Source organism: Streptococcus sp. HN38, from assembly GCF_028335765.1.
Classification (GTDB): Bacteria; Bacillota; Bacilli; order Lactobacillales; family Streptococcaceae; genus Streptococcus; species Streptococcus suis_P.
Window position 1 is genome coordinate 316,713 of record NZ_CP116604.1, and the last position, 26,236, is coordinate 342,948.

Genomic DNA, 26,236 nt, shown 5'->3' on the forward strand with positions numbered 1-26,236 from the left:
TAATTCAAAGAATGATATACTATATAGGAATACTTGTAGATGAGGTGGCCTATGGCACAAGAGCAGGAGAAAATCTCCAGAGAAAAGAAAAAAGCCCTCTTGAAGCGGCTCAAAGAACGCATCAAACCCAAGATGAAGCTGGTTTATTTGGCAGCCTTTCTATCATGGGTGCAATTTTTGATGCGGATTATTTCCTTCTATCTGATTGCTAAGGGTTTTGTGAGCTACTATGAGGGTGGTCAGGTTGATCTGGGACGCTTCGTCCTCATCTTGTTGGGGCTCAATGCCTTTGGCTATGGTGTAGCCTTGATTGCCAAGCGTTTGCAGGGTTTGGGCTCCCAGTTTGCTCGGGATTCGCTCAAGCAGTCTTTCTTTGAGGCCCTCTTGGCCAAGGACGGTCAGTTTGATTCACAGGCGACAGCGGCGGATGTCTTTAACATCGCTTCACAGGGGATTGATAGCCTGGATACCTACTATTCTTACTACATGGCTTCTTCCTTGCGGACCCAGTTCAACTGTGCGACCGTTCTCTTGCTGGTCTTTCTGATTTTCCCGCTGGGTGCGGTCATTTTCATCTTGGCCTTGCCTCTGATTCCCATTTCCATTATAGCTATGCAGAAGCGGTCCAAGCGGATTATGAATCGCTACTGGGGCTCCTACATGGATGTGGGCAATCTTTTCCTGGATGACCTCAAGGGGCTCAACACCCTTTATTCCTATCAGGCGGACGCGACTTATGAGAAGACCTTCAATGAGCAGGCTGAGGACTTCCGCGATGCGACCATGGAGTTGCTCAGTTTTCAGCTGCAGGCGGTGGGCTACATGGATGCGGTCATGTATCTGGGGATTGGACTGTCTGGTTTTGTGGCGGTCAATAGCCTAGCGGCAGGCAATTTGTCCCTCTTTAGTATGCTCTTCTTTGTCCTCATTGCGACGGAGTTTTTTGCACCCATACGGGAGCAGGGCTACGGTATGCACTTGGTGATGATGAATACCAAGATGGCGGATCGTATCTTTGGTTTCTTGGACAGTATGACAGCGGAGCGGGAAATCGATTCTGTCCATGTGCCTGCTTTTGAAAGTCTAAAACTAGAAGATCTGGCCTTTGCCTACGGAGAAAAGCCGGTCCTAGAAGATATTTCCATGACCATGACGGCTGGTAAGGTCTATGCCTTGGCGGGCGAGTCAGGGCAGGGGAAAACGACCTTGGCCCAGCTGCTCTTGGGACGCTTGCGGGCGGATAAGGGAGCTATTTACTTGGGGCAGCAGGAGATTTCGACTGTCAGTCAGTTGTCTCTGAATGAGCAGGTCCTCTATGTGTCGGGCCAGTCAACCTTGCTTAACCAGTCAATCTATGAAAATTTACGCATGGCTTGTGACTGGTCCAAGGAGGAGGTCTTGGCTTGGGCAGATCAGCATGGGGTCTTGCAGTTTGTCAAGGATTTGCCAGACGGGTTGGACACGATTGTGGGTGATGATGGTGCTTTCTTGTCGCCTGGTCAACGCCAGCAGGTTATCTGTGCCCGTGCGGTCTTGGCCAAACGCTCCCTTTATATCTTTGACGAGGTGACGTCCAGTGTCGATCAGGACAATGAAGGCTTGATTTACGATCTGATTAACTTGGTGGCCAAGGATGCGATTGTTATTATTATTACCCATAAGATGAAACAGGTTGAGCAGGCAGATGACATCCTCTTCCTGTCTGCTGAAGGAGCTGTGACAGGCAATCATGCTACGCTTTATCAGACTAGCTCGGTCTATCGTCAGCTGGTCGATCAACAAAGAGAATTGGAGGAAGCCGTTTATGGATAAGAAAGAAATGCCAACAAGTGTGCTGATTCCGAGACTCTTGCAGTCCATGAAGCACCTCTTGCCACGGATTGCGGTGGCGGTTTGCTTTGCGGTCTTGGGACAGGTGGTGACCATTGCTATTCCAGTTATGCTGGTCTATCTGGCTTTTGATGCACTTGCTGGCAATCCTGCTCCGCTATGGACCTTGGGAGCCCTCATTCTCCTAGCTCTTTTACGTGGTGCCTTCCGCTATGATGAGCATTACTTTGGTCACTATGTGGCCTTTCATACGCTGGCGGCCTATCGTCGTTTGATTTTTGCAAAACTGCGGGTCTTGGCTCCTGGGAAATTGGACCGGCAGGACAGCGGTAGCCTGCTTAAGATGATTGGGGAGGACATTGAGGCCTTGGAAGTTTTCTTTGCCCATACCATTGCTCCTATTTGTACAGGGATTCTAGTGGCTCTTGGTTTGACGGTCTATTTTGGTTTATCTAGCTGGGGTTTGGCTTTGCTGGCTCTGGTGACCTATGCCCTTTTGGCAATTGCTATTCCAAATCGGTTTGCCAAGCAGCTGCAGTCCTTGCTCAAGGAGCAAAATACCAGTCGTAAGGGCTATGTGTCCTACTTTACTGAAAGTCTCAAGAGCATGAAGGATCTCATGCAGTTCCAGCAGACAGATGCTCGCTTTGCCAATCTGACGCAGAAAAGCCAAGAGGTCAATGGTCAGGAGCGAAAGGTCGCTCAAACTAACTTTATGCAGTATGCCGTTTCTTTCCTAGTGGTTGGTTTGTCTATCATGGGCTTTGCCTGGCTGACCTTCGACTTGGTGGGCAGTCAGAGTTTGGACTTGGCAACTGGAGTAGCCCTGCTAGTTTCTTTCACTAGCTCCTTTGCTCCCTTCTTGGAGCTCAGCCGTCTGCCGCTTGGTTTCAAGCGGGCTATGAATGCTGGTCGCAATATCTATGCTCTTTTGGATGAAAAAGAAGCAGAGCGAACAGGTGAGCTGGTTGAGGTCAGCGTGGCGGACATTGCTATCGAACAACTGGACTTCGACTACGATGACCGAGAAACAGGGCTCTATCGGAACCTGTCTGTTCAGTTTGAACAGGGTGGTATTATTGGTTTAGTCGGTGAGTTCGGTGCAGGTAAATCCACTTTAATGAAATTGCTCATGCGGTGGTATGATTGGCAGCAAGGTCAAATCCGCCTGTCTGGCTTGGATAGTCGGCAGGTAGATAAGGCACATTTGCAGGGGGCCTTTGCCTATGTACCACAGGTGCCGCAAATCTTCCGCCAGACCATTCGGGAAAATCTCCTCTTGGGTCGGACAGATGTGTCGGATGAAACCATCATGGACTTGGCAGAAAAATGCCACATGAAAGAACGGATTTTGGTAGCACCGCAGGGCTTGGATACGCTAGTAGAGGCTAGTGACTTTTCAGCAGGAGAGGGACAACGCTTGGAACTCATGCGGGCCTTGCTCAAAAACGCAGACTGCTATATCTTTGATGAGCCAACTAGTAACCTAGATTCGCTCAATGAAGCCCGCTTTATCCAACTGGTTAAGGAACATTGTCAGGGCATGGTCTTCTTGATTTCTCATAGAAGCTCGACCATGGCCTGTGCGGATACCATTTTCCGCTTGGAAGACGGGCAATTAGTAAAGGAAAAGTAAATGAAGAAATTACAAGTAAAAGATCTGATGGTAACAGGGGCTTTTGCTGCCCTCTACTTTGTTTGTGTGGGTCTAGGAACCTTGTTGAGCTTGGTTTTTGATCGTTCGGGTAACATGATGTATGCACCTGCTGGAGCAGCCCTTTTGGCAGGACCTGTTTATATGTTATTGGTAGCCAAGGTTGGTAAATTTGGTTCAATTAGTCTGGTTGGTGCGGTCATGGCCTGTTTCTTTTTCCTGTCAGGCTATATGACAGCGGCCTTTCTCCCAAGTTTGACCTTTGGTTTTTTGGCAGAAATGGTAGCGAAGTCAGGTCACTATAAACAAAAATGGACCAATCTTCTTAGCTATGTCATTTTCTCTTTTGGAAACTTAGGACCTATTATTCTTATGTGGTTCATGCGAGATGCCTATGAAGCTAGTCTATTGGCACGTGGAAAATCAGCAGAATACATCGCTCGTGTCATGCTTGATTTCACTCCAGAGAATGTGCTATGGTTGTCAACGACCATTATCTTAACAGCTCTTATCAGTGGTTTGTTTGGTCAATATATGCTTCAGCGCTATTTTAAACAATCAGGTTATCTTTCATGAAATTAGATGCTCGTACAAAAATTATTCTCGTCATCTTCACTAGTTTTACCTATGGGATGAGGCTTACAATATTAGAAAATGCAGTGCTGGTCTTAGGCCTTAGCCTGCTTTTCTGGTTTTCTGGAAAGCGGAAAATGGCTATAATGAGTCCGATAGCCTATTCTATTTTTTGTCTGTTGTCCTATATTACATTTTTACCAGTATGGCTGACGCATTTGTTGCTTGTATTGACCTATACATGGCCTCCGCTTTTGGCAGGGCATCTATTACTGATGACGACAAGTGGTTACGAACTCATTCATGGCTTGCGGAAATGGCACCTACCAGAGGTATTTCTTTTGACGTTGGGAGTAATGTTTCGTTTCCTACCTGCCATTAAACAGGATTCTCGTACGATTTGTGCCTCTTTGAAGGTTAGAGGAATTTTTTTACGGAAGAGAGATGTGGTTTGTAAGCCACTCCAGTACATGGAGTTTTTCTTGGTTCCCTTGATGATGTCTCTCTTGCGAACAGCTCAGGAATTGACAGTAGCCAGTCTGACAAAAGGTTTGGCTGTATCTACGAAATCACCTGCCTATATTCGGTCGTCTTGGACCGTGCTAGATTGGAGTCTTTGTTTATGTTGTCTCGGTTTTCTGATTCTCGTCCGGCTGTGACGGTGAAAAATGTAGCATTAACTTATTCAGGGGCAGATAAACCAGCCTTGCAGATAGAGGATCTGACCATTCCAGAAGGCCAGTGTGTTGTTTTATGTGGGGAGAGTGGCTCTGGGAAGTCTAGTTTTCTCAAGGTGTTAAATGGTTTGACGCCAGAATATTATCCTGCTCAGCTTTCGGGAAAAATTTTCTTAGGGGACTTGGATTTACAAAAATCTAGTCTGGAAGAAATATCTCGGCACATTGCTTCAGTCTTTCAGCATCCGTCTACTCAATTTTTTCATAGTCAGGTCTTGCAGGAATTGGTTTTCCCTTGTGAAAATCAGGGTTTGTCAAGAGAAGAAATCGAGAATCGCCTGGCTTGGGTTATGGAATTATTTGGTTTGGCTTCTCTTAGCCAGCGAACGATTTCCAGTCTATCAGGTGGTCAGCAACAACGTCTAGCCTTGGCCGTTGCAGCCATGCAAGGGACAGATGTCTTGGTTTTAGATGAGCCGACTGCCAACCTAGATCAGGAAGGGATTGCGATTGTAGAGGACATCTTGAAAACTTTAAAAAGCCAAGGCAAGACCATTATTATTGCCGAGCATAGACTGTCTTATCTCAGTCAATTGGCAGATCGCTATTTATATTTTCAAGATGGGCAAGTGGTGACGGATTATCTAGCAGATGAGTTTTTAAGTCGGACAGAAGAATGTCGTCAGGATATGGGACTGCGTTGTTATGACTCGGAGCCTTATGGGCGGGCAATAGCAGAGCTGGCAGACCAGTTTGTTAATGATAAAGAGGGTTTACTTGTTGAAAATTTATCGGTAAGTCAGAAAGAGAATACTCTCTACGAGATTGAAAAACTCTGCTTGGCACCAGGACAGGTGGTGGGTTTGGTTGGAGCGAATGGTTCTGGAAAAACAAGCCTTGCTCGTTATATGGTCGGTTTAGCGGAAGATAAGAAGAGTAGGATTTCTTGGCAAGGTCAAACCTTATCTAGTCGCCAGAGATTGGAAAAAACAGCCTTTGTTATGCAGGATGTTCGACTCCAACTATTTGCGGAAAGTGTTGAGCGAGAACTTACTCTTGGAAGGAAAAATAGAACTGTCGATGAACATTTGGTAGCTCGTTTTGGCCTATCGGATTTGTTGGAGAGACATCCGGTCAGTTTATCGGGTGGTGAACAACAGCGTGTGATGATAGTAGCTAGCTTACTGGCAGATAAGGAAATTTTCATTTTTGATGAACCGACGAGTGGCTTGGATTTGAGACGAATGCAGCAAGTTGCTTCCGCTTTAGTAGACTTAAAAATGAAGAATAAGTTGGTTTTGTTAATTTCTCACGATGAAGAGCTATTGAATCTGGTTTGTGATAAAATAGTAGATATTAAACAGTTGAAATAGAGATTATGAACAAACAAACCTATAAAGAAATTTTAACCATTGCCTTTCCAGCCATGGGGGAAAACCTTCTCCAGATGTTAATGGGGGTAGTAGACTCTTATCTAGTAGCCAGTATTGGTATCGTAGCTTTGTCTGGAGTTTCCCTTGCTAATAATATTTTAGCCGTCTATCAGGCGGTTTTTATTGCCCTAGCAGCAGCGGTGTCTTCTCGTTTGGCTCAGGATTTGGGTGAAGGGGGTTCAGAAGGCATTGGAGGAACTGCTAGTGAAAGTGTCAAGTTTACAGTTTTTATCGGTCTCCTTTTAGGAATTTTTTCAGTTCTGGCAGGTCCAATAGTACTTACTAGCTTGGGGGCAGAGTCAGAAGTGGTACAGGCTGGAGGTCTTTATTTGATATTGGTTGGTGGGGGAGCACCTTTTTTGGGACTCATGACAAGTTTGAGTGCAATCTTACGAACCTTGGGGGAACCACGTTTTCCTATGTATATCAGCCTGCTCTCAAATGTTCTAAATGCACTATTTTCAGCATTTGCAGTCTTTGTGCTTCATGCAGGTGTAGCTGGAGTTGCGATTGGCACGGTATTATCGCGGTTGATTGGTTGTAGCCTGCTTTGGTCTCGCTTACCAATTTCTTTAAAACCATGGACCTGGTCCTTTGATAAAGAACTGCTTAGACTTGCCCTGCCAGCAACTGGTGAACGGTTGATGATGCGGGTGGGAGATGTGGTAGTCGTGGCTTTGATTACCAGTTTAGGAACAGCGACGGTAGCTGGAAATGCGATTGGAGAAACCCTGACGCAGTTTAACTATATGCCGGCTTTAGGGATTGCTACCGCTACAATTATCCTTACAGCGAAACACAGACAGGATAAGGCTATGGTTCGACATATTTTTCGAACAAGCTTTGGTCTTTCTTTGCTGTTTATGTTTTTGGTGGCTGGTGTGACTTATTTTGCGGGGCCTTTCCTAATCAGTCTTTATACTAAGGATATTCAAGCGGTACAAGCTAGTCAAACAGTATTATTTTATGCCATGTTGGGAGTTCCCTTTACAGCTGGCACTCTTATTATGACAGCTCTTTGGCAAGGTTTGGGAAATGCTAGATTACCCTTTTATGCCACAACTATCGGTATGTGGCTAGTACGGATTGGCATAGCTTATTTACTTGTAACATTTTTTAAAATCGGTTTGTCAGCCATTTGGATTGCAACGATTTTAGATAATGCTTTCCGATCAGGGGTGCTATTTTTTCAGTATAGGTATTCAAAACAAGAATCAATTTAAGATAAGGCTAAGAAAATTTTCAGTTTCGTTTAAGCTTGTAGCTATATACTATATTCAAGCTAGAAATAGCGAATTTCTTTTTCATATAATCTCCAGAGAACAGTCGACCGCGGTCGGCTGTTTTCGTGTTTGGGTGCAATTAGTAATTTCATAGTCAAGAAAATATTTTCAGAAAAACTTTTTGATTTTCAGTTTCGTTTAAGTTTGTAGCTATATACTATATTCAAGCTAGAAATAGCGAATTTCTTTTTCATATAATCTCCAGAGAACAGTCGGCCGCGGCCGGCTGTTTTCGTGTTTCGGTGTGCTTTGAAAGTAATATTCGTTCATCTTTTCACCTAAAGGTGTCCCTATCTACGTTAACAGTCTTTTTCAACTAAAATCTTTTTAAGGCTTTTTTATATCTAGTTAAATCTGTAAAGTGAATTTTTCTCGTTAGATAGATTTTTAGTAAAAAACACTAAACAACAAAATATAGTTCAAAAATATTATAAAAATTATAAAATATACAAAAAAAGTGTTTGACTTTTTAAAATGAGTATATTATACTGTATTTAGTTGATCAGCTAAAAAATTAGAAGGGAGAAAACTATGTCTGATTTGCGTCAATTACAAACATTATCTGTTAAGAGTAGTTTCGTAGACAGTACAGGAGCTACGGCACAGGGGTCTTGTGTATTTGCTAGTTGTAATACAACTACTAGAGAACAGTAGTTAAGGTGCGTCTTTTTCATAATTTGTTAATGTTGAACACTGCATAGTATAAAAATTATGCAGTGTTCAATGTTATTTTATATGGTGGTGTAAAAATGCAAGAAAATATGGCGATTCATTGGTATGCTTCATCGAATAGTACAAATTTTTATATTATGAGTAATCAAGTTGTTACGGAAGAATCTTTTTTAAAGCTACTCTCATACAGTATAGATGATGTAAGTGTATATACGAAAAAACCTTGGATTTTTTTGAAGTTTTCTCAATCTACTTCTGAAGGACGAACGGCAGGATGGAAAATCCATGTGTCAGCAACTATGGAGAATTATCTTGAAATATTTAATATAGTGTGTGGATACTGCATTAAAAATAAAATTGATTTCAAATTCCTTGCAAACGAAAAATTTTTGAAAGAAATTAATAGTAAAGAAGTATCTAGACTTTCAGCGGGAAAATTTATTGTAGTTTATCCAAAAGAATCTGAATTCAGGACAGTAATTCAAGATATTTCAGATTTAACAATTATGTATGATGGACCGGAAGTATTGACTGATTATAGGTATTCTTCATCGAAAATAATTTATTATAGATATGGGGAGATTGACCCTATAAGAAGAATAAATACTTATGGTGTGGTTGAGACATACATTTTAGATAATGAAGCTAATTTTGTAAAAGACGAAAAGTTTCCTTATCCATTTACACCGGATTGGATAAAAAAAATATCTTTAGAAGATGCGAGTAATGAAGAATCTTTGTTACTAAAGAAATATATTCCTATGCAAGCAATAAAGTTTTCTTCATCAGGAGGTGTATACGAAGTTACTGAGGTGAATTCACGAAAAATTTTTGTAATGAAAGAGGCTCGAAAGTTCACTGGACAAGATAATACCAAATTTTATTCTACTGATAGGTTAAAAAGAGAATTCTCATTTTTGAAATTATTGGAGAGGACAGATTTTGTTCCACAAGTATTTGAAATAATTGAAGAAAAAGGGAATAGTTACCTAATTGAAGAAAAACTAGAAGGGATAAATTTAAGAGAATATATTTATCTGCATAATCCATTATTGACAAATGAAAAAGATGTCAAAAAAATTGATGATTATTTTAAAAACTGTTTAATAATATTCAATAATATAATTGCAGGAATAGGCAAAATTAATGATTTTGGTATTTATGTACAGGATTTGTCCGAGACGAATATTATTGTGAACTTTGAAACAAATGAGCCGACTGTTAAATTAATTGATTTAGAATATGCAATTTTGAAAAAAGAATTAAATGGTATAACCAATATTCAAACCCCCGGATTCTCCTATATTGGAGAAATTGAAGGTATAGATATTTATAAAGGTTACATTATTGGAATATGTATGATATTTCCAATACAAAACATGTTTGAATTTAACCGTGCCAATGTTTTCAAAAGTATCCAGTATTTAAAAAATATAATTAATAATAAGTATGCTCAGAAAATGCTGAATCAAATAGAAAAGTATATTAGATCATTTGATGGTGCAACAAATATATGTAAAATTTCTCCCGATGATGTCAGTCAGCAGTTAGATCAGATAATAAATTGTATACTTGAAAGTTATTGTGTTTTAGAAGTAGACCATAAAAAAATTTTTTTCCCAGCAGATCCGCAAGTTTATAATACAAATCCCTATAGCATTGCTCATGGGGGGCTAGGTGTTTTGTATTCGTTACTACGAATTTCTGATGGAAAAGAAAGAACTATATTAACCAAAATTCAAAATATTAGTAACGATATTATTAATACTACATATGGGGCGTTATTTAATGATTCTATTGATATTTCGAGTGGATTAATGATTGGAGAATTGAGTTTTGTATATTTTCTCATGTGTGAGAACAAAATATTAGAAGCATGGAATGTTTTTAATAGAAGTTTCCAAACATTAAAAAATAGTGATAATACGGGGATATATTATGGTATTTCTGGATTGGTTATTTTAGGGGCATACTTTGGATTTGAAGGATGTTCTGAAACAATGTTTTCAGAGTTACAAGAATTGTTGCTGGAAAGACGGCTAGAAACAGATGTAGTAGGATTATATGAGGGGGAATCTGGTGTTGCGTTAATATATTTGGTAATGTATATGGTTACAAACGATAGACGTTATTTAGATATTGGAGAGAGTCATGTAGCAAATATCTTGACGTATGTATATGAAAACTCACATGGAAACCTCACTGTAGATCGAGTTGGAAAAAATAATTCTGGAAATAAGATTGAGTCTCCATTCTTATACAATGGTTTGTCAGGAATCGGGTATATGTTGCTTTACTATTATAAAGTAACTAAAAATGACGAATACTCAAACGTGTTAAACAGTATTTGTTTGAGTTTAGATTATGATATCCATTATTTTGCTACTCTGATGCGTGGATTGGCAGGGATAACTGATTTATTAATTACTTGTTTACAAGAGGGAGTATTGTGTGATGAAGTCTCAGAAAGAACATCAAAAGTAGTTGATCAGCAAATCAAAACTTTGAATCTTTTTGAACAGAGAGATGAGAGTGAGATATTATTTGGATTTTTAGGTGAAGGAAATTTAAAAATTTCCCATGATTTACATTCAGGTAGTAGTGGAATAGCGCTCGTCTTATATAGATACGTCAAATATAAGCAAGGCATACAAACAGCATCCTCAGAATTTGCTTTATATTTACTTGATGAAATCTTTAGAAAATGGAGAACGGGTTATGAAATTAAAACAGGTATGGAGAATATTGCCTAAGTTTAAAATATGCTTACTCTTGCTTGCATTGGTAGGAGCGAGCTTTGACGGGATTATTATGTCTCAGGTTATTTCGAGAGTTAGTCAATTTAGTTCGGAATCAACTGTAAAAGATGTTTTACTATTCGCCGGTTGCAGTATATTGTTCTATTTATTGATTCAATTATCAGATTTATTTGTTTCAATAATAAAAAACGACTTACTAAAAAATCTGCATAAAAAGTATAAGATGGAACTGTTAAACTATCTTGGAAATAAGGGGAATGCATTAGATGTTACAGAGTCTCTTGCAGTATTAACAGTGGATTTAAAGTTAGTAGAAGATAAATATTTTTCCGTTCTTTTTGATTGCTTATACTACAGTCTTTTAGGGGCAGTTTCATTGATATATCTTGTCTATCTAAGTCCTGCAATTTCTGTATTATTTATTATTTTCTCATTTCTTCCAATGTTGCCAGCAATACTATTTAGCAAATATCTAGGAACTGCAACAGAGAACTTCACTAAGTCGAATGAGAAATTTATTCGTAGCATAAAAGATATTTTTCAAGGTTTTTCGGTTCTATGGACATATGGTGCGAATCGTAAGTTTTTAGGGATGGCTGAGACAGTTGTCAATGACTTAGAAAATAGTAATGAGGCATTAAATAATAAACACAGCATAGTTAATCTTGTTTCTTCCATGCTGTCGTGGTTAAGTTATATTGTTCCAATAACTGTAGCTCTAGTATTTGTAACCCAAGGGAAACTAGATGCTAGTATTGTTATCGCTTTATTTTTAGCCAGTGACCGTGTTATCTATCCATTTAGAAATGTTTCGAACTATTTACGAATGATACAATCAACGGAGCCAACTCGAAAAAAATTAGAGAAAATGTTACAGGATTCTCGGCAACAGGAAGTGTCTGAAAATCATATTGTTGAATCAATATTGAAGCCTGAGATTCATTTTTCAGGAGTAGCCATTGGACATGGAGCAGCAATTATCAAAAATTTTAATGCTACAGTCCCATATGGTCGTAAAGTACTGATTAGAGGAGCTTCAGGAAGTGGAAAGACGACCTTACTAGATAGCATACAGGGTGTACTGCAACCGTTGGAAGGGGAAATATCTGTATTAAATCATCAGAAAAAAATAAGTAATCCTAGCAATCAAATGGCAAGAATCCAACAATCGCCCTACTATTTTGAGGCAAGCTTAAAAGAGAATCTCCTAATGGCGCTTGAGTCAGTGCGTGAGGAGGAGTTGTTAACCTTGCTTTCAGAGCTGGGGTTGGTAGAAGAGCTGGGTGAAGATTGTTTAGAGAAATATTATGGTGAAAATGGGGCGCAGTTATCAGGAGGACAAAAACAACGTATTGAGATTGCCAGAGCCCTCCTTCATAATAAGAAAATCTTGTTAGTTGATGAGGGGACATCGGCAATTGATAAACAATCCTCAGCCCTCATTCGTAAAAAACTTGCCAATTTACCAATTACAATCTTTGAGGTTGCTCATCACTATTCAGAGTCGGATCTTGGTCTATACGATGAGATATGGGAAATTCATCCGAATAGTGGTACAATAGAGAAAATATTATGAATTGGAATGTGAATTGTGAAAGAAAAGATTGCTAGTCTTATTAAGCGGACGCGTTTGGAGAAAGGATTTAGTCAAAAAGAACTGTCTGAGGGTATTTGTGCTCAAGCAGTTATTAGTAAAATTGAAAAAGCTGAAGTTTCTCCATCAGTCGAATTATTTTTTAAGCTCGTCAAAAAATTAGACATTGATTCTAGTGTGATATTGGAATTGTTTCAACTAAAGAAGAGTACAGAAGAATCTATTCTTACGGATGAATTGAAATCCATTCTTTACCGAAGAGAGTATGATACATTGGAATATTTTTTGCAGTTTTTTTCAAAAGATTCTGTATCTCCGATTCAAAGTCCATATATACAATACCTTAACGGGGTATTGTTATTTGGGAAATACAAAAAGTCAAATGAAGCTTTAGAGATTTTGGAAGGGTTGCTGCCTACTTTGGTTGAAAATGCTAATCTATTTTTACGAGTTGGGATTGCCATTGCGGGAATATATTCGGAGTTAGAAGAGCATGTAGCATCAATGAACCAATATGAAAGTCTCATTCATCACTATCATGAGTCAAATGATTGGGAGTTGAAAGTATTATTTCAATACGGATATTCTAGAATTTTGTACCTGTGTAACAACTTTGAAAAAGCCTTGGTTTATAATGCAGAATCACTAGAATTATTAAAGAATCGAAACACTTTATTTATGTTAGGCAATACTTTGTTAATGAGAGCCAACATATTAGCAAAACGCTCCATTATTTCAGAAGCAATTGATATGGTCAAAAAATCAATAGTTGTTTATGACTTAGAAGGCGACGAGCTCTTAAAAAATTTAGCTCAGTCATTCTTTATAGATTTATTGGAACAGGAGTCGAAAGATGAAAAAGAAATTAATTAAATTTAGTGTATTATTGCTTACATATGTGATTTTATTTGGAGATAAGATTCCACCAGTAATACTAAGTTGACATTAGGAATCGGTTTAGATGATGATAAAACACCTAAATTCCTCAGAATAAGTCGGAATTAGGTGCTTTTGATTGGTGTAAAAAGATGAGAAGTATTAATATAGTGGTTTGAATTAGGAAAAGGACGGTTTTAAGTTATAGTGTTAATAACCCACTCCTAAAATGACTTTAGAGTTCTCAAATTGACAAACTTAGATATGTCCTGTTTCTAATTCACTCTACTATAGTTCCGAGTTTCTAGGCTGTATTCAAATTTTTAGATACGATAATATATAAAATCGTATGAATTTTACAGTTCAGTGGACTGTAAGAGGTCTGAGCCTTGAAACTCAAAGCAAAGAGGAAATATACAGCCTCATTTTGCGGCCGGCTGTTTTCGTGTTTCGGCGCATTTTGGAAGTTTGTTTATACTCATTTAAAATCAAAAATAGCCACCTACCACTCAAAGTGGATATGGAGCGTTTTGATTTTGTTATTTTTTGAGAAGAAAACAGCTACTTGAAATCCACAATTCTCAACTCAAACTTATAAATTAAGGTTTCGCATGTTATAAGTAGCTTAGACTTGCTATTTTTGATTTTTATTGAGTATTAGTTTATATTCGCTCATCTTTTCACCTAAAGGTATCCCTATCTCTAAGTCGCAAGCGACAAAGAGCTAGGTATCATATAATCTCCAGAGAACAGTCGACTGCGGTCGGCTGTTTTCGTGTGTTCTATTCTTATGTAAAAATGGTATAATAGTAGTGATTGTAATAAGGAGAAAAGTATGTCAGTAGTAGGAAAAGCAAATGGAAAAATCATTTTGATGGGAGAGCATGCGGTGGTCTATGGGCAGCCAGCAATTGCTATGCCTTTTTCTGCTGTGGAAATTACTGCTCAGGTGACTGCCCAAGGCCAGGCTCTCAGTGTAGCCTGTGATTTTTACGAAGGCTTGGTGCACAAGATGCCAAAAATCTGGGAAAGCCTCAAGCATGCCATCCGTTTCTCGCTCTATCGTCTCGGAGCGCCGACAGATCCTGCTATCCACATCGAAATCAGCTCCACTATTCCTGCCGAGCGCGGCATGGGCTCCAGTGCAGCCGTGGCAGTAGCAGTAGCACGCGCCCTCTTTGCCTATTATGAAAAAAAGCTGACCGACAGCGAACTCTGGGACATCGTCCAGTCTTCGGAAAAAATTGCCCACGGCAATCCCTCAGGCATTGATGCGGCAACCACCAGCGGCAAGTCCCCCGTCTTTTTTATCAAGCACCAGCCCATCGAACCTTTTGAGCTGAAACTCCATGCCTATTTGGTGGTGGCTGATACAGGTGTGACGGGAAACACCTTAGAAGCCATTTCAGACGTGGCGGATTTGTTGGAGAAAAAGCCAGAGGCTATCAAGCTAGTAGAAGAACTGGGGAACTTGACCCGACAGGCCAAGGAAGATTTAGCCACAGACCAAGCAGAGCTTCTAGGTAGCAGAATGAACCAAGCTCATGCTCTTCTGCAAAAATTAGGCGTGTCTGATCCTAGCCTGGATAAGCTAGTCAGCCTTGCCCAAGAAAATGGAGCCCTCGGAGCCAAATTAACTGGTGGCGGCCGAGGAGGTTGCATGATTGCCCTGGCAAGAACAGCTCAGGATGCCCAAAAACTTGTACACATCCTTGACCAAGCAGGCGCCCGCCAAACCTGGATACAGTACTTAGGAGAAACCAATGACTAAACAAACAGGCCTTGCCCGTGCCCATACCAATATTGCCTTGATTAAATACTGGGGAAAACGCGATAAGGAATTATTTCTACCTATGAATTCCAGTTTATCCCTAACCCTTGACGCATTTTATACGGATACCAAGGTTGTTTTTGACCCAGAATTAACTGCCGATGAGTTCTATCTCAACGGAATTTTACAAAAAGAAAAAGAAATTTTAAAAATTTCTCGATTTTTGGATTTGTTTTGCGAATATATAGGTGAAAGGGCATTTGCCCGAGTGGAAAGTCTAAATTTTGTTCCGACTGCGGCTGGTTTGGCAAGCTCAGCATCAGCCTTCGCAGCCCTTGCACTTGCAACCGCAACTGCCTTGGATTTAGATTTGTCCCCAGCCACCCTATCAACCCTTGCTCGCAGGGGTTCTGGCTCTAGCACCCGTAGCCTATTCGGTGGATTTGTTGAGTGGGATATGGGAACTGGTTCGGAAGATTCTATGGCTCACCCCATTGACGATGCGGATTGGGATATCGGCATGGTCGTCTTGGCGGTCAATACCGGACCGAAAAAGATTGCTAGTCGAGAGGGAATGGACCACACGGTTGCCACCTCACCATTTTACACAGCCTGGGTAGAAACCGCTAAGCAAGACTTGGTGGACATCAAGGCAGCTATTGCCAGCCGTGATTTTGTAAAACTTGGTCAGATTACAGAGCACAATGGCATGAAAATGCATGCAACAACGCTCTCTGCCAATCCACCATTTACCTATTGGTCAGCCGATAGCCTAGTGGCCCAAGAGGCCGTCCGTCAGGTTCGTGAGGAAAGTGGCTTATCAGCCTACATGACCATGGATGCTGGACCAAATGTCAAGGTCCTCTGCCGAGCAAGTCAGATGGATGAATTGGTTGAGGGACTATCAGCAGTCTTTCCAAGAGAGAAAATCATCACCAGCAAGCCTGGACCTGCTGCGTATGTTCTCAGCGAAGACGATTGGCAGGCATCACAAGCAGCATTTGAAAAGGGCTTGTAGCATGATGGTACAAGTAAAGATACCTGGAAAACTCTTTCTAGCAGGGGAATACGCAGTTGTCGAGGCTGGTTATCCTGCGGTGATTGCGGCGTTTGATCAGTACCTAACCGTCACCATTGAAACAAGTGACCAAGGCAGTCTTCATTCCAGCCAAAAGGCGGACCTTTATCTGACCTGGGAGCGTAAGGGAAATGAGGTTTTCATCCAAGATGACCATCCCTATGCTCTGATTGAGACAGCCATGCAGGTGACAGAAGCCTATCTGACAGCCAAGGGCTATGCTTGTCATGGAACTTACAGTCTAGCGGTCCAGTCTGACCTGGATGACCAGACTTCAGGTGCCAAGTATGGTCTGGGGTCGTCAGGGGCAGTAACGGTTGCGACGGTCAAGGCCTTGTTGACCTACTACGGTCACCGACCAGATGCCCTCCTGACCTACAAGCTGGCAGCCTTGGCCCAGACCAAGCTAGGCATGACAGGCTCCTTTGGGGATTTGGCGTCCTCCAGTTTCGGTGGCTTGATCGCCTATCATTCCCTGGACCGTTCTTGGCTTTTAGGGAAAATGGCAGAGCTGTCCCTGCTGGACGTGGTGGAAAGTGATTGGCAAGGTTTGTCTATCAGCCCTATCCAGTTACCCCAAGGCTTAGACCTCTTGGTGGGATGGACAGGATCGGCGGCTTCGACGGACAGGCTAGTTTCCCAGATGGAAGACCAAAAAAGTCAGGCAGAAAAAGAGCAAATTCATAGCCAGTTTCTAGCCGACTCCAAGACCTGTGTAGAGCAGTTGATAGTAGCTTGTCAGACAAATGACTCAGCGTCAGTAAGACAGGCTATTACTCAAAACCGCAAGCTCTTACAAGATTTTGCGAGAGGAATGGGCTTGGTCATTGAAACCCCTCAACTGAGTCAACTCTGTGACCTGGCTCAGACTTATGGAGCGGTGGCCAAATCATCTGGTGCAGGTGGTGGTGACTGCGGCATTTGCCTGGTTGACAGTACGGAACAAAAAGTAGCGATAGAGACGGCTTGGCAACAAGCCGGCATTCTTCCACTCACCCTAAACATCGCAAGTAGAGAATAAGGAGAACCCTATGTTTTATCTAGGAGAATTTGGTTTAGACCGCAAGGATCAACACGTTGGCTTGGCCAACCAGCAATATAGTGCCACACCGGCCAAGGATTTTACGGAGACCTTGTTTGTCCATCATTCCCTGCCGCAGACCAAGGTGGATGAAGTGGATATTTCGACCAGTGTAGCTGGTTTGGACTTTGCTTTTCCCTTCTTCATCAATGCCATGACCGGTGGAAGTAAGAAGACGCGGGAAATCAATCGTCTGTTGGGAATTATGGGGCATTTTGGAAAGATTGCTCTGGCTTCTGGTTCGGTTAGTGCGGCGATTAAGGATCCGTCTGTTGCGGAAACCTTCTCCGTGATGCGTCGGGAAAATCCTTACGGGATTATCTTTGCCAACCTAGGTGCCCATCATAGTGTGGAGAATGCCAAGCGAGCGGTGGATTTGTTGGAGGCCAATGCCATTCAGATCCATGTCAATGCCCCCCAGGAGATTGTCATGCCTGAGGGAGACCGTGACTTTACTATGTGGTTGAAAAATATTGAAACCCTTGTACGTGAGATGGAAGTACCTGTCATCGTCAAGGAAGTTGGTTTTGGCATGAGCCGTGAAACAGTAGCCCAGCTGGCTTCTGTCGGTGTGCAAACTATTGATGTATCTGGTACTGGGGGGACGGATTTCGCCAAGATTGAAAATGCCCGCCGTACCTTCAATGATTATACTTATCTAGAAGGTTGGGGTCAGTCAACTGTGACTTCCTTGGTAGAGGCTATGTCTGTTTCTGAAGAAGTTCGCCCAAGCCTGATTGCATCTGGTGGTATTAAGACGCCACTAGATATTGTCAAATCATTGGCCCTCGGTGCAGACCTTGTCGGTATGTCCAACCATTTCCTCCAGTATGTCAAGGATGGTAAGGGGCATCGTTTTGACGACGGCTTGCAGGCTATTAAGACTTATCAATGGCAGATGGCTGAAATCATGACCATGTTGGGGGCTAAGAATATTGCAGACCTTCGCAAGAAAGATTTGGTTTTGGCTCCAAATGTACAAAACTGGTGCGAAGCGCGTGGGATCGACTGGAAAGCCTATGCCCGTCGGTCAGCGAATGTGAGTTAAAGAGAGATAGACTGATGTCTTCAGTTCTCAACAATGTAGAAAAATAAAAAAGCCAGGTCCATTTTGGAACTTGGCTTTTGTAATGGAGTGGTGCCTAGGTCGCTGCTAACTGGCCTGCTTGCAACTGGTACATGCGGTGGTAGTGACCCTTGAGGGCTAGAAGTTCTTCGTGATTGCCTGACTCGATGATTTTCCCCTTGTCCAAGACATAGATACAGTCGGCATCTTGAATGGTTGATAAACGGTGAGCGATGGCGATGGTTGTCCGCCCCTTTCGCATTTTTTCAAGAGAGGTTTGCACCGTTTGCTCCGTTTCCGAATCGATATTGGCGGTAGCCTCGTCTAAAATGAGAATCTTAGGCTGACTGGCCATGGTGCGTGCAAAGGCCAGAAGTTGCCGTTGACCAGTCGAAAAAGAGGTACCCCGCTCAGTGACCAGGTGGTCGTATTTCTCAGGAAGTTTCTCAATAAAGGGGGCAGCATCCACAAATCGAGCCGCATCTTCAATCTCCGCTCGGGAAATATTCTGATACATCTGGATATTGGACGCAATGGTCCCATGAAATAGAAAGGGATCTTGCAGGACTAGGCCGATCGCGGACCGCAATTCTTCCTGCGAAAAGTTACGAATATCCTGACCGTCAATCAGAATCCGCCCAGATTGGAACTCATAGAAACGCATAAAGACATTGATGATAGAAGACTTGCCTGACCCTGTAGCACCCACAAAGGCGATGGTCTGGCCCTGTCTCACTTCAAAGGAAACCTTATCCAGAATTTGCCGCTTACCGTCATAGGAAAAGCAAACATCCTCAAAGACAATATGCCCCTTGTCAATCTTGGCTCCTCGGTCCAGCTGTAGAGGTTCCTCGATGGTCTGGTCCATGAGCGTAAAGACTCGTCCGGCAGATACCATAGAGGTTTGGAGGGTGGAAAAATGTTGCGTGACATCCAGCAAGGGATCGAAAAGACGATTGACGTACTGGATGAAAGCATAGATCAGACCAGCAGAAATCCCAGCCTGTGCCCAGTCCAAACCGAAATAGGTCATGAGCAGAGCGTAGGCCAAAATCTTAACAAGTGAAAGAGCAGGGCGGAGAAAGAGGCTGTCCAAGGCCATGGAGCGACTAGCATAATCCAGATGTTCCTGATTGATAGCCTCGAACTCTTCTTTCAATCGATCTTCCTGAGAAAAAGCCTGGATAATCCGAATTCCTTCAATACTTTCAGCCAGTTTGCTGTTGATAGAACTCAGCAGACTTCTAGTCTTGGCCACAATAGGAGCTGACCGTTTTCTGTATTGATTAACCAAGACGAAAATCAAGGGAAGAAAGAGGATGATCAGACAGGTCAATTTCCAATCCAGAGCAAACATTGTCGAAAGAGTCGTGATGATAATAAAGAGAGCGGAGATAAAACTGGATAAAATCCCTGAAAACATCTCTGAAATACTCTCTGTATCATTGGTGATGCGAGAGACAATGGAGCCACTAGGAGTCTGATCAAAGTAAGCCATTCCCAACTTTTCTATTCTCCCAAAAGCATCCCTGCGAATATCCCTCACAATGCTATAGGAAACTTTTGCAAACCAGAGATTTCCAAAATACTGGAGCAGCATTTGAAGCAGATAGAGGGCGAAGTAGGCCGCTAGAATAGCAACCGCAGTCTCAGAAATAGAAGAAATGTAGTGGTCGATAAAATAGGAAGCCAGAAGGGGAATCAAACTGCGAACAACAGTCGTCAGCAGCAAAAAGCTGAGGGCAAGGACTGTCAGCAGTCGATAGGCTTTGAGATAGGACAAGAGTCGCCAAAAAACACTAGCTTGTTTGGTCTTAGAGAGCATCGCTTTCCTCCTTTTCTAATTGCTGCATCATATAGGTATCGTAATACCAGCCTTTTTCATCTAGTAATTCTTGGTGACGACCTCGCTCTACGATTTTCCCATCTTCAAGAACCAGAATCAAGTCTGCATGGACAATGGCTGATAGGCGATGGGCAGTGATAATGGTGGTCTTATCAAGGCGTTCTTGCTTGATGGTTTCGAGAATAGCGTGTTCTGTTTTAGCATCCACCGCTGAGAGCGAATCATCCAAGAGTAGAATATCTGGATTGAGAATCATGGCACGGGCCATAGCCAACCGTTGTTTTTGTCCGCCAGAAAGGGAAATCCCCTTTTCGCCGACCATGGTATCAAAGCGATCGGGCATATCCCGAATATCCTCATAGACATGAACAGCCCGAGCGGCCTCTTCTACCTGGTCTAGTGAGAGGTCTGGATTACCAAAGCGGATATTTTCAGCAATGCTGGTCGCAAAGAGGAATTGGTCTTGGGGTACATAGCCGATTAATCGTCGCAGGTCAGCTAGCTTGTAGTTCTTGATATCTTCTTGATTGAGCAAAATCTGTCCATTTGTCACATCGTATTCTCGCATCAGGAGCTTGAGCAGGCTGGTCTTCCCAGAGCCTGTTGGCCCCACAAGGCCAATCGTCTGGCCTTTTTCGATGTGAAACTGGATGTTTTGGAGGACTGGTATGTTATCATAGGCAAATTCGGAAATCTCATAGACAATCTCTCCATTGCTCGGTGCAGGCAGCGACTGCTCTGTTTCAACCACCTCTGAAGAAATGCTGAGAAGGGTCTGAATCCGATTGTAAGATACATCACCACGCTGGCTAATATTGACCAAAAAACCAATCGCCATGAGAGGCCAGACTAGGAGATCCAAGTAGGTCATGAAAGTTACTAGTTGGCCCAGACTGACCTGGCCTTGCGAGATGAAGTGAGAGCCGACCAGAAGGGTCAGCAGGTAGGACAAGCCAATAAAAAAGAGGACGGCAGGGTTGAACAGGGCATCGTAACGCATGGTTTTGATATTCTGCAAGAAGGCTGCTTGGTTGACTTCCTGAAAAGCCGCCGTTTCTTGTTCTTGGTAGCCAAAGGATTTGGTGACCTTAATACCAGAAACAGCTTCCTGTACCTTGTTGTTAAGCTCTGAGAAAGCTGCCTGTGAAGCCTTGAAATTTTCATGAGTGCGACGACCTAAAAAATTAGTGGTTAGAGTCATGAAGGGTAGGGGCAAGATTGCCACCAAGGTCATCTGCCAGGAAATGCTCACACTCATGGTGACCAGTGTAACCAAGGCAGTAACGGTAGCATCAACAAAGGACATGACGCCACCACCTGCTAGTCGGGTCAGGGCATTGATATCATTGGTCGCATGGGCCATTAAATCCCCAGTTCGATGTTGCTGAAAAAAGGAAGGAGATAGGTGCATAAAGTGGTCAAACAGCCGAGCCCTCATGATTTTTCCTAGACGATAAGATGTTGCCAGGATGTTCATTCGCCAAAGATAGCGGAGGCCGTACATGGCCAAGGCTGACAAGATGAGCCCGGCTACCCCGAGTAGCAAGTGGTGCTCAGTCAGCTGTCCGCTGGCAATCTGGTCAATCAACTGCCCCATGATAGAAGCGGGAAGGAGATTGAGGACGCTGACCAAACAGAGTGATAAAATCCCAATCAGGTAGGCCTTTTTCTCAAGGGAAAAGAACCACCACAATTGCTTGATAATCTTCATAAGTGTCCTTTCTGAACAAAAGAAAGGTTGGTAGTTTGTCGCCACCAACAAATAATAGAATTCGATGACACTAGTGTATCACAGACTGGTAGAAATAGAAAGTTTGGAACTTAAAAACTAGGCAACTCTAGCCGTGGCCGAATAGAAGAAACAGTTGGAGTTGTAAACACGTACGATACAGGTAGAAATCAAAAGATTTTTACCTTTTTCTGTATAATTATGATAAAATAAATGAAAATTTAGAAGAGGTATGTATATGAAGGCTATTGTTACAGTTGTCGGTAAGGACAAGTCAGGAATTGTTGCGGGTGTTGCGACTAAGATTGCGGAGTTAGGGCTCAATATTGATGATATTTCCCAGACAGTTTTGGATGAATATTTTACCATGATGGCAGTGGTGTCATCAGATGAAAAGAAAGATTTCACGCAACTTCGTTCAGAATTGGATGCTTTTGGTCAGTCCTTGAACGTGAAAATCAACATTCAAAGTGCTGCCATTTTTGATGCCATGCACAACTTGTAAGGAGAGATTTCATGGATATTAGACAGGTTAGAGAAACCATTGAGATGATTGAGGAGCAGCACTTCGATATTCGGACCATTACCATGGGAATTTCCCTCTTGGACTGTATCGATGCGGATATCGATAAGGCTGCGGAGAAGGTCTATACCAAAATTGTAACCAAGGCCAAGAACTTGGTAGCAGTCGGCGATGAGATTGCGGCAGAGCTGGGCATTCCCATTGTTAACAAACGGGTGTCGGTGACGCCTATTGCCTTGATTGGTGCGGCGACAGATGCCACGGATTATCTGCCCTTGGCTCATGCCTTGGACAAGGCGGCTCATGAGATCGGCATTGATTTTATCGGTGGCTTTTCAGCTCTGGTTCAAAAGGGCTACCAAAAAGGTGATGAAATCCTTATCAACTCTATACCGCAGGCATTGGCCCAAACCTCTAAGGTCTGCTCGTCAGTCAATATCGGCTCAACCAAGACAGGTATCAACATGACGGCTGTGCGGGACATGGGGCGGATCATCAAGGAGACGGCGGAGGCTTCTGATATGGGGGCGGCTAAACTGGTGGTTTTTGCCAATGCGGTCGAGGACAATCCCTTTATGGCAGGTGCCTTCCATGGTGTCGGTGAGGCGGATGTGGTCATCAATGTCGGCGTGTCTGGACCTGGTGTGGTCAAGCGTGCCCTTGAAAAAGTGCGTGGTGAGAGCTTTGATGTGGTGGCGGAGACCGTCAAGAAGACTGCCTTCAAGATTACCCGTATCGGTCAGTTGGTCGGCAATATGGCCAGTGAACGCCTGGGTGTCAAGTTCGGTATCGTAGACCTGTCGCTTGCTCCAACGCCAGCCGTTGGCGACTCAGTGGCACGGGTTTTGGAGGAAATGGGTTTGGAAACCGTAGGTACGCACGGAACGACTGCTGCCCTTGCATTGCTCAATGACGCAGTCAAAAAGGGTGGAGTCATGGCCTGCAACCAGGTCGGTGGCTTGTCTGGTGCCTTTATCCCTGTGTCTGAGGACGAGGGCATGATTGCGGCGGTGCAAAATGGCTCCCTTAACCTTGAAAAATTGGAAGCCATGACAGCTATCTGTTCTGTAGGCTTGGACATGATTGCTATTCCAGAAACAACACCTGCTGAAACCATTGCGGCTATGATTGCGGATGAGGCAGCCATTGGGGTTATCAATCAGAAAACGACTGCGGTCCGCATTATTCCGCTTGGAAAAGAAGGTGACATGATTGAATTTGGCGGCCTTCTGGGAACAGCTCCTGTGATGAAGGTCAATCAGGCTTCTTCTGTGGACTTTATCAACCGTGGCGGACAGATTCCAGCACCGATTCATAGTTTTAAGAACTAAAAAACGTAGACCGATTGCGACAAGCAGTCGGTTTTTTGCTATACTAGATAGTAAGAAAAGACAAGGAGAACACTATGGCAGACGTAAGATTATATATTTCTCGACATGGGAAAACCATGTTTAATACCATCGGGCGCGTGCAGGGCTGGTGTGATACACCGCTGACCAAGGCTGGTGAGGAAGGGATTCGTGAGCTGGGCTTGGGGCTCAAGGATGCGGGCCTTGATTTTAAACTAGCTGTATCTAGTGATCTGGGGCGGACTGTTCAGACCATGACCATCGCCCAGCGTGAGTTGGGAATTTTAGGAAAAATCCCATATTACCAAGACAAGCGTATCCGTGAATGGTGCTTTGGTAGTTTTGAAGGCATGTATGATGCCGAGCTTTTTCAAGGTGTCCTGCCTCGTTTGAAAGGGACAGTTGATGCGACGGGCATGTCCTTTGCGGAAATCGCAGCAGGTATTCAAGAAGCAGATACAGCTGGCTGGGCGGAATCTTGGGAAGTCTTGAGCAATCGTATCCTGACAGGCTTTGAGGCTATCGCCCAAGACTTGGAAAAGCAAGGCGGCGGCAATGCCCTTGTGGTCAGTCACGGTATGACCATTGCAACATTGGCTCATTTGTTAGAGCCAGAGCGTGGTGCTAATGTCTTTCTCGATAACGGCTCAATCACCGTCCTCAAATACGAAAATGGCAAGCTCTTGATTGAAGCGGTTGGGGATATGTCCTACCGCCAACGCGGAGCCGAGTTGATTGCCCAAGGGAAATAAATGTGAAATGAAAACAGGTATGTCATACGTTTTTTCGGATGTGTGACATACCTGTTTTTTATATATGAAATCTAAGTTACATCATTTTAACTCTTTCCTGCTGAAGATAAAGTAACTCAGATAGAGATATAGTATAGTAGCCATAAAGCTAACACCCATGGATAGCCTTGAAATATGGTCCCCTTGTTGGAGGGAAAGGAATAGAAAATAATCTGTTGGTAATTTCATATGGAGTAGGTTACTAGTAATGAGATTGGAGATATTGTCAAAAAGAAGGCTCATTAAACTAAAGGCAAGATAGGCTTGATTGACCTTATTAGACTTGACAAATATCAGGATGGACAACAGAGAGATACAGATAAATAAAGGTGTTTGAGCAATGAAACTTTGTATTATTACTGCAAAATCAACACGATCACCTAGAAGTAAGCCAACACTGCTGCTCAATAAATAGGCTAGAAGGATATAAGCGAGATCTAGTACAAGGGTTGCTAAGACTTTATAGAAAAACACCCTTTTTCTTGTTTGTTGCTTGATAATAATATTATTGATGGTACGGTAAGTAAAATCTTCTCCAAAGAATAGGTTGGCTGGAACGATAAAAAATAGTGTGATAAATTGAGAAAGCAATTGAATAAGAGAGCTAGTGAAGTCTTCGTTGCCATGTAGCAAAAAAGCGGATAAAAAGGACAGTAAAGCCAATATTCCCAATGAAATCGTTAATCTCTGTTCTTTTTGAATCTTAAATAAATCAGCTTTAAAGTAATGTATCATGCTCTTCTCCTTCTTGAATCAATGTCAGGTAATAATCTTCAAATGACATTTGTTGTTTAAAAATTTCTTTGACCTCAATCTCATGGTTTATCAAGAGATGAATGAGGCTCATAACATTCGTATTTGATGGCAGACTGATATAATCCTTATCTATTTTGTAAGCGATGCCCTGCTCTTCAAGGATAGTCAAGGTCTTAGGATGGTTGTTCGTTTGTAGATAGAGCTGTTCTTCTAGGGTTTGTTCAAGCTCTTGCTTTGAGAATTCTTTGACGATAAGACCCTTATGCATGATAATGTAGCGATCAACCACCATCTCAAGCTCTGATAGGATATGACTGGAGATAAGGATGGTCATCCCATATTGATTTCGAAGATTTAAAATAATACTTCTCATCTCTTTGATTCCAACAGGGTCAAGACCATTAATCGGTTCGTCTAGGATTAAAAAATCAGGGTCATCTAGGATAGCTAAGGCAATGGCTAAACGTTGACGCATTCCCAGTGAAAAATCTTTGGATTTTTTCTTAGGATCAATATCCTCTAAACCAACAATTGCTAATGTCTCTAAGATTTTTTCATCCGCTTGCTTGAGATTTAATTGCAGAGACATGTAACGAAGATTATCAATCGCAGATAAATTAGGTTGTAGAGCAGGGGATTCAATTAAAGCTCCAATACGACAATCTTTTGAACTATTAATGGTACCTGAAGTTTGGGAAATGAGACCCGATAACATTCTGAGAAGCGTTGTTTTCCCAGCACCATTTTCACCGACTAAGCCACAGATTTCTCCTTTATTAATAGTCAAGGAAACCTGCTGAACGGCCTTTTGTTTCCCATATTGCTTTGATAATTCTTGGGTAGATAAGAGAGATGACATAACTACCTGCCTTTCTATAAAAAAATGATAAATCTA

The 26,236-nt window shown here is 42.4% G+C and carries 20 protein-coding genes; 16 read left to right on the forward strand and 4 right to left on the reverse strand.

Annotated elements, in window-relative coordinates; genetic code table 11:
• Window positions 1–51: 51 nt before the first annotated feature.
• The 13 genes from PHA78_RS01610 to fni all read left to right on the forward strand — a co-directional run bounded on the left by PHA78_RS01610 (window position 52) and on the right by fni (window position 18,329).
• Window positions 52–1,812 (forward strand): ABC transporter ATP-binding protein/permease, encoded by a 1,761-nt coding sequence (locus tag PHA78_RS01610; protein ID WP_272158373.1) that lies wholly within the window; start codon window positions 52–54, stop codon window positions 1,810–1,812.
• On the forward strand, window positions 1,805–3,466 hold the full coding sequence (locus tag PHA78_RS01615; protein ID WP_105256286.1) for an amino acid ABC transporter ATP-binding/permease protein: 1,662 nt from the start codon (window positions 1,805–1,807) through the stop codon (window positions 3,464–3,466). Before PHA78_RS01610 ends, PHA78_RS01615 begins: the two co-directional genes overlap by 8 nt.
• Window positions 3,467–4,060, forward strand: a complete 594-nt coding sequence (locus tag PHA78_RS01620) for an MptD family putative ECF transporter S component (protein ID WP_014637420.1) — start codon at window positions 3,467–3,469, stop codon at window positions 4,058–4,060.
• Complete coding sequence (locus PHA78_RS01625) at window positions 4,057–4,716, forward strand: energy-coupling factor transporter transmembrane component T (RefSeq protein ID WP_105256285.1); 660 nt, start codon at window positions 4,057–4,059, stop codon at window positions 4,714–4,716. Before PHA78_RS01620 ends, PHA78_RS01625 begins: the two co-directional genes overlap by 4 nt.
• Complete coding sequence (locus PHA78_RS01630) at window positions 4,680–6,107, forward strand: ABC transporter ATP-binding protein (protein WP_105256284.1); 1,428 nt, start codon at window positions 4,680–4,682, stop codon at window positions 6,105–6,107. Before PHA78_RS01625 ends, PHA78_RS01630 begins: the two co-directional genes overlap by 37 nt.
• A gap of 5 nt (window positions 6,108–6,112) precedes the next feature.
• Window positions 6,113–7,390: an MATE family efflux transporter gene (locus PHA78_RS01635; RefSeq protein ID WP_105097069.1), complete on the forward strand. Its 1,278-nt coding sequence runs from the start codon at window positions 6,113–6,115 to the stop codon at window positions 7,388–7,390.
• A gap of 809 nt (window positions 7,391–8,199) precedes the next feature.
• A complete protein-coding gene (locus PHA78_RS01640; RefSeq protein ID WP_272158374.1) occupies window positions 8,200–10,875 on the forward strand; it encodes a class III lanthionine synthetase LanKC N-terminal domain-containing protein in 2,676 nt (891 codons plus the stop codon).
• Window positions 10,841–12,457, forward strand: a complete 1,617-nt coding sequence (locus PHA78_RS01645; protein ID WP_272158375.1) for an ATP-binding cassette domain-containing protein — start codon at window positions 10,841–10,843, stop codon at window positions 12,455–12,457. The genes PHA78_RS01640 and PHA78_RS01645 overlap by 35 nt, the downstream gene beginning before the upstream one ends.
• A 15-nt stretch (window positions 12,458–12,472) precedes the next feature.
• The gene (locus tag PHA78_RS01650) at window positions 12,473–13,348 is read left to right on the forward strand and encodes a helix-turn-helix transcriptional regulator (RefSeq protein WP_029185492.1); all 876 of its coding nucleotides are present in this window, start codon (window positions 12,473–12,475) and stop codon (window positions 13,346–13,348) included.
• 838 nt (window positions 13,349–14,186) lie between these two features.
• The gene (gene mvk, locus PHA78_RS01655) at window positions 14,187–15,122 is read left to right on the forward strand and encodes a mevalonate kinase (protein WP_002941245.1); all 936 of its coding nucleotides are present in this window, start codon (window positions 14,187–14,189) and stop codon (window positions 15,120–15,122) included.
• A complete protein-coding gene (mvaD, locus tag PHA78_RS01660; protein WP_002941246.1) occupies window positions 15,115–16,140 on the forward strand; it encodes a diphosphomevalonate decarboxylase in 1,026 nt (341 codons plus the stop codon). Before mvk ends, mvaD begins: the two co-directional genes overlap by 8 nt.
• A gap of 1 nt (window position 16,141) precedes the next feature.
• Window positions 16,142–17,221: a phosphomevalonate kinase gene (locus PHA78_RS01665; protein ID WP_002941247.1), complete on the forward strand. Its 1,080-nt coding sequence runs from the start codon at window positions 16,142–16,144 to the stop codon at window positions 17,219–17,221.
• A gap of 10 nt (window positions 17,222–17,231) precedes the next feature.
• Window positions 17,232–18,329, forward strand: coding sequence for a type 2 isopentenyl-diphosphate Delta-isomerase (gene fni, locus PHA78_RS01670; protein ID WP_044781555.1), 1,098 nt, complete (start codon window positions 17,232–17,234; stop codon window positions 18,327–18,329).
• Window positions 18,330–18,423: 94 nt separating this feature from the next.
• On the opposite strand, the gene PHA78_RS01675 is transcribed toward fni, so the two are convergent.
• Together PHA78_RS01675 and PHA78_RS01680 are read right to left on the reverse strand one after the other, a co-directional pair.
• A complete protein-coding gene (locus PHA78_RS01675; RefSeq protein WP_099806862.1) occupies window positions 18,424–20,172 on the reverse strand; it encodes an ABC transporter ATP-binding protein in 1,749 nt (582 codons plus the stop codon).
• Window positions 20,162–21,904: an ABC transporter ATP-binding protein gene (locus PHA78_RS01680; RefSeq protein WP_099806863.1), complete on the reverse strand. Its 1,743-nt coding sequence runs from the start codon at window positions 21,902–21,904 to the stop codon at window positions 20,162–20,164. Before PHA78_RS01680 ends, PHA78_RS01675 begins: the two co-directional genes overlap by 11 nt.
• Before the next feature lie 256 nt (window positions 21,905–22,160).
• On the opposite strand from PHA78_RS01680, the gene PHA78_RS01685 reads away from it, so the two are divergent.
• The 3 genes from PHA78_RS01685 to PHA78_RS01695 all read left to right on the forward strand — a co-directional run bounded on the left by PHA78_RS01685 (window position 22,161) and on the right by PHA78_RS01695 (window position 24,546).
• On the forward strand, window positions 22,161–22,427 hold the full coding sequence (locus PHA78_RS01685; RefSeq protein WP_027972534.1) for an ACT domain-containing protein: 267 nt from the start codon (window positions 22,161–22,163) through the stop codon (window positions 22,425–22,427).
• A gap of 11 nt (window positions 22,428–22,438) precedes the next feature.
• Window positions 22,439–23,776, forward strand: a complete 1,338-nt coding sequence (locus PHA78_RS01690) for a PFL family protein (RefSeq protein WP_272158376.1) — start codon at window positions 22,439–22,441, stop codon at window positions 23,774–23,776.
• 74 nt (window positions 23,777–23,850) lie between these two features.
• Window positions 23,851–24,546, forward strand: a complete 696-nt coding sequence (locus PHA78_RS01695) for a histidine phosphatase family protein (RefSeq protein WP_105108695.1) — start codon at window positions 23,851–23,853, stop codon at window positions 24,544–24,546.
• A gap of 81 nt (window positions 24,547–24,627) precedes the next feature.
• Here PHA78_RS01695 and PHA78_RS01700 read toward each other — a convergent pair whose 3' ends face one another.
• Together PHA78_RS01700 and PHA78_RS01705 are read right to left on the reverse strand one after the other, a co-directional pair.
• Complete coding sequence (locus PHA78_RS01700) at window positions 24,628–25,320, reverse strand: ABC transporter permease (protein WP_105120582.1); 693 nt, start codon at window positions 25,318–25,320, stop codon at window positions 24,628–24,630.
• The gene (locus PHA78_RS01705) at window positions 25,304–26,200 is read right to left on the reverse strand and encodes an ATP-binding cassette domain-containing protein (RefSeq protein WP_272158377.1); all 897 of its coding nucleotides are present in this window, start codon (window positions 26,198–26,200) and stop codon (window positions 25,304–25,306) included. Before PHA78_RS01705 ends, PHA78_RS01700 begins: the two co-directional genes overlap by 17 nt.
• Window positions 26,201–26,236 lie beyond the last annotated feature (36 nt).

Coding starts and splice junctions, on each gene's coding strand:
- PHA78_RS01685 (WP_027972534.1), top strand. CDS start 22,161: ATGAAGGCTATTGTTACAGTTGTCGGTAAGGACAAGTCAGGAATTGTT.
- PHA78_RS01665 (WP_002941247.1), top strand. CDS start 16,142: ATGATGGTACAAGTAAAGATACCTGGAAAACTCTTTCTAGCAGGGGAA.
- PHA78_RS01635 (WP_105097069.1), top strand. CDS start 6,113: ATGAACAAACAAACCTATAAAGAAATTTTAACCATTGCCTTTCCAGCC.
- PHA78_RS01645 (WP_272158375.1), top strand. CDS start 10,841: ATGAAATTAAAACAGGTATGGAGAATATTGCCTAAGTTTAAAATATGC.
- mvaD (WP_002941246.1), top strand. CDS start 15,115: ATGACTAAACAAACAGGCCTTGCCCGTGCCCATACCAATATTGCCTTG.
- PHA78_RS01705 (WP_272158377.1), bottom strand. CDS start 26,200: ATGTCATCTCTCTTATCTACCCAAGAATTATCAAAGCAATATGGGAAA.
- PHA78_RS01615 (WP_105256286.1), top strand. CDS start 1,805: ATGGATAAGAAAGAAATGCCAACAAGTGTGCTGATTCCGAGACTCTTG.
- mvk (WP_002941245.1), top strand. CDS start 14,187: ATGTCAGTAGTAGGAAAAGCAAATGGAAAAATCATTTTGATGGGAGAG.
- PHA78_RS01690 (WP_272158376.1), top strand. CDS start 22,439: ATGGATATTAGACAGGTTAGAGAAACCATTGAGATGATTGAGGAGCAG.
- PHA78_RS01620 (WP_014637420.1), top strand. CDS start 3,467: ATGAAGAAATTACAAGTAAAAGATCTGATGGTAACAGGGGCTTTTGCT.
- PHA78_RS01625 (WP_105256285.1), top strand. CDS start 4,057: ATGAAATTAGATGCTCGTACAAAAATTATTCTCGTCATCTTCACTAGT.
- PHA78_RS01695 (WP_105108695.1), top strand. CDS start 23,851: ATGGCAGACGTAAGATTATATATTTCTCGACATGGGAAAACCATGTTT.
- PHA78_RS01610 (WP_272158373.1), top strand. CDS start 52: ATGGCACAAGAGCAGGAGAAAATCTCCAGAGAAAAGAAAAAAGCCCTC.
- PHA78_RS01630 (WP_105256284.1), top strand. CDS start 4,680: ATGTTGTCTCGGTTTTCTGATTCTCGTCCGGCTGTGACGGTGAAAAAT.
- PHA78_RS01700 (WP_105120582.1), bottom strand. CDS start 25,320: ATGATACATTACTTTAAAGCTGATTTATTTAAGATTCAAAAAGAACAG.
- PHA78_RS01675 (WP_099806862.1), bottom strand. CDS start 20,172: ATGCTCTCTAAGACCAAACAAGCTAGTGTTTTTTGGCGACTCTTGTCC.
- PHA78_RS01680 (WP_099806863.1), bottom strand. CDS start 21,904: ATGAAGATTATCAAGCAATTGTGGTGGTTCTTTTCCCTTGAGAAAAAG.
- PHA78_RS01640 (WP_272158374.1), top strand. CDS start 8,200: ATGCAAGAAAATATGGCGATTCATTGGTATGCTTCATCGAATAGTACA.
- fni (WP_044781555.1), top strand. CDS start 17,232: ATGTTTTATCTAGGAGAATTTGGTTTAGACCGCAAGGATCAACACGTT.